Origin of the sequence: Streptomyces sp. NPDC057438, from assembly GCF_042802995.1 — a bacterium.
Taxonomy (GTDB): Bacteria; Actinomycetota; Actinomycetes; order Streptomycetales; family Streptomycetaceae; genus Streptomyces.
This window is the reverse complement of sequence record NZ_JBHVDD010000185.1, coordinates 1-3,465: the sequence shown is the minus strand read 5'-3', so window position 1 is coordinate 3,465 and position 3,465 is coordinate 1. Positions and strand designations below refer to the sequence as shown.

Genomic DNA, 3,465 nt, shown 5'->3' with positions numbered 1-3,465 from the left:
CCTTCAGTACCGGCCAGACACCCTCGACGGCTTCATAGCCGGCACCGGCCTGGCCCTCGACGAACCACCGTCACCCTGACAAGCCGAAGTCAGTATGTGACTTGCTCTGCCCCTACTGTGGATCCCTGGGTTCCTCGCCCGTGTGGGTCTGTACGGTGAGCGGTGTAACTCCCGAACTGGAAGCGACAGTTGATGACTGACGTGACGAGTGACACCGAGGCCGGGAAGGCCCCTGTGAGTGGGACGAGCGCCGTGGATGACGGGCTGGTCGCCGAGTTGGTTGCCCGAGCCCAGGCCGGTGGCGTGAGACTCACCGGGGAAGGCGGTCTCCTGCAGCAGCTGACCAAGCGGGTGCTGGAGTCCGCGCTGGAGGGCGAACTCACTGATCATCTGGGGCACCAGCCTGGCGAGCGGGCCGAGGGCGGCCGGGACAACTACCGTAACGGGCACCGGTCCAAGACCGTGATCACCGAGTCGGGGCCGGTCGAGATCGCGGTGCCGCGGGACCGGGCCGGGTCGTTCGAGCCCCAGCTGGTCAAGAAGCGGCAGCGGCGTCTGGGCGGGGTGGACGAGATGGTTCTGTCGCTGTCGGCAAAGGGGCTGACGCATGGGGAGATCTCCGCGCATCTCGCCGAGGTGTACGGCGCGGAGATCTCCAAGTCCACGATCTCCACGATCACCGACAGCGTGATGGCCGGCATGACGGAATGGCAGAACCGCCCGCTGGACAGCGTCTACCCGGTCGTCTTCATCGACTGCGTGAACGTGAAGGTCAGGGACGGGCAGGTCGCCAACCGGCCCGTCTACATGGCGGTGGCGGTCACCGCCGAGGGACACCGGGACATCCTGGGCCTGTGGATCGGCGACGGCGGTGAAGGTGCAAAGTACTGGCTCCAGGTCCTGACCGAGATCAAAAACCGCGGCGCGGCCGATGTCCTGATGCTGGTCTGCGACGGCCTGACCGGCCTCCCGGACGCCGTGAACACCATCTGGCCTGCGACGATCGTCCAGACCTGCGTCGTTCACCTGCTGCGGAACAGCTTTCGTTACGCGGCCCGGCAGGACTGGGAGAAGATCGCGAAGGCGCTCAGGCCCGTCTATACCGCGCCGACCGAGGAAGCCGCGCTGGAGCGGTTCGTGGAGTTCACCGATGCCTGGGGCGGGAAGTATCCGGCGATCGTCCGGCTCTGGGAGGCGGCCTGGGCGGAGTTCGTGCCCTTCCTCCGGTTCGACGTGGAGATCCGCAAGATCGTCTGCACCACCAACGCGATCGAGAGCATCAACGCGCGGATCCGCAAGGCCGTCCGGGCCCGAGGGCACTTCCCCACCGACCAGGCGGCTCTCAAGTGCGTCTACCTGGCAGTCATGAGCCTGGACCCGACCGGCACCGGACGCAAACGCTGGACCATGCGGTGGAAGGCCGCGCTCCAAGCCTTCGACATCACCTTCGACGGCCGGCTCACCGCTGGACGCCGCTGAACAAAACCGACCGAGTTCCACCGTTCGCTACACAGACCCCGGCCCAGCCGCGGGGAGGCGTTGTCACGGTGTGGGGTCTGACGGTGTGCCGGGGCGTGGTGGAGTCGGGTTCCGGCTGTGTTACTTACGGTGTGGTGGGCAGGCCGGCAACGCCGGTGATCTGCTCCCCCGGGTACCGGTGCCCCTTGTACACGGTGACACGGGCCCCACGTACAGCCCCCTCCAATACGATCAACAGAAGATCGTCCCATCCGGTCGAGCAAGGTGACAGCGCCGATTGCCCCTCCAGCACGGGCTGCATGAGGAACATGAAGCTTCCCCTTGATGTTGGACACCTGGAGACTGGGACGTGAGGTTCCAGAGGAAGTAGTGCCAGGTGGGAAGTAAGAGCAACCGCAGCAGGCGGTACTCGGAGGAGTTCAAGCGCGACGCGGTCGCGCTGGTCCGGTCCTCCGGCAAGACCGTCACCGAGGTGGCCCGGGAGATCGGGGTCAGCGCCGAGGGCCTGCGGAACTGGGTCAAGCAGGACACGATCGACCGCGGGCAGGGGGTGCCGGGCGAGCTCACGAGCGCGGAGCGGGAGGAACTGCGTCGGCTGCGGAGGCAGAACCGTGAGCAGGCCGAGACGATCGAGGTGCTGCGAAAAGCGGCGGTCTTCTTCGCGAAGGAGAGCGATCGATGAACGACGTGTATGCGTTCATCGAGGCGGAGAAGACCACCCACCATGTTGCTCTGTTGTGCCGGCTGCTGAAGGTGGCCCGCTCCTCCTTCTACGCCTGGATGGCCGGCAAGCAGGCCCGCGCCGCCCGCCGGGCCCGCCGACGACGCCCTGGCCCACGAGATCACCGTCTTGCACATCGCCTCCCGGTGCACCTACGGAGTGCCGCGCATCCACGCCGAACTGCGCAGGCTGGACCGGCGGGTCAACCGCAAGCGAGTGGAGCGGATCATGCGTGAGCGCGACATCACCGGGGTCACCCGGCGCAAGCGCCGGTCGCTGACCCGTCCGGCGAAGAAGGCCGTGCCCGCTCACGACCTGATCGGACGCGACTTCACGGCCGCCGCCCCGGGGCAGAAACTGGTCGGTGACATCACCTACATTCCCACCGACGAGGGCTGGCTGTATCTGGCGACCTGGCTGGACCTGGCAACCCGCGAGATCGTCGGCTACTCGATGGCCGACCACCACCGCGCATCCCTGGTGGCCGACGCACTGACGATGGCCGCCGGACGTGGCCGGCTCCAGACCGGCTGCATCGTGCACTCGGACCGCGGAGCCGAGTACACCGCTGACGAACTCCGCCGGAAAATAAGCAGGTTGGGCCTGCGGCAGAGCATGGGCCGAACCGGCTCGTGCTACGACAATGCCGCCGCCGAGAGCTTCTTCGCACTGCTGAAAGCGGAGATCGGCACCCGCCGCTGGCCCGACCGGACCACTGCCCGCGCTGAGATCTTCACCTTCATCGAGACCTTCTACAACCGCAAGCGGCTGCGGAGGCATCCAGCCTGGGGCTACCTCACCCCGCTGGAGACCCGGCAGCGACACGAGCAAGAACACGCCCTCGCAGCGTAAGCATCGAGTGTCCAGCATCACGGGGAAACTTCAACATCCCGTGCAGTCTAGTTATGGCGTGGTCGGGTTGCTGACCGCCGTTGCGACCTCCTTCGGCCATGCGCTGGCTGGAGTTGAGGATGAGGAGGGCGGGATGGGCGGCGTGGACGCGGCCGGGGATCGGGGCGCGCTCAGCCGGTTGCGCGTCGGCGGGGCCGCCGCGCCGGGGCAGCCGTCAGTGCGGCGGTGACGTCAGGTGGGGGACGTCCGCGGGGGAGAGGTCGGGGCGGGCACGGTGCCAGCGGTGCGGGGTGGCGCCATCGGTCGGAGGCGTCGCGGGCGACGTCGACGCCGACTTCCACGACCAGCTCGGGCTTCACCAGTGTGACGTTCAGCTTTTGCTGGCTGCCCCATCCGGCGGAGAACGACCAGCC

Annotated in this window: 2 protein-coding genes and 2 pseudogenes; 3 read left to right on the top strand and 1 reads right to left on the bottom strand. The window is 67.4% G+C overall.

From position 1 onward, the window contains the following. Window positions 1–192: 192 nt before the first annotated feature. The 3 genes and pseudogenes from ACFU5F_RS42170 to ACFU5F_RS42160 form a co-directional block, all read left to right on the top strand. Entirely contained in the window at window positions 193–1,479 is a 1,287-nt protein-coding gene (locus ACFU5F_RS42170) for an IS256 family transposase (protein WP_383898970.1), read from the top strand. A gap of 376 nt (window positions 1,480–1,855) precedes the next feature. Beyond that, window positions 1,856–2,161 carry a transposase gene (locus tag ACFU5F_RS42165; protein ID WP_338783718.1) on the top strand — a complete coding sequence of 102 codons (306 nt, stop codon included), beginning with the start codon at window positions 1,856–1,858 and terminating at the stop codon, window positions 2,159–2,161. A gap of 132 nt (window positions 2,162–2,293) precedes the next feature. Beyond that, window positions 2,294–3,052: pseudogene (locus ACFU5F_RS42160) on the top strand (IS3 family transposase); the annotation flags it as partial. Between the two features lie 170 nt (window positions 3,053–3,222). On the opposite strand, the pseudogene ACFU5F_RS42155 reads toward ACFU5F_RS42160, so the two are convergent. Next, a pseudogene (locus ACFU5F_RS42155) lies at window positions 3,223–3,465 on the bottom strand (hypothetical protein); the annotation flags it as partial.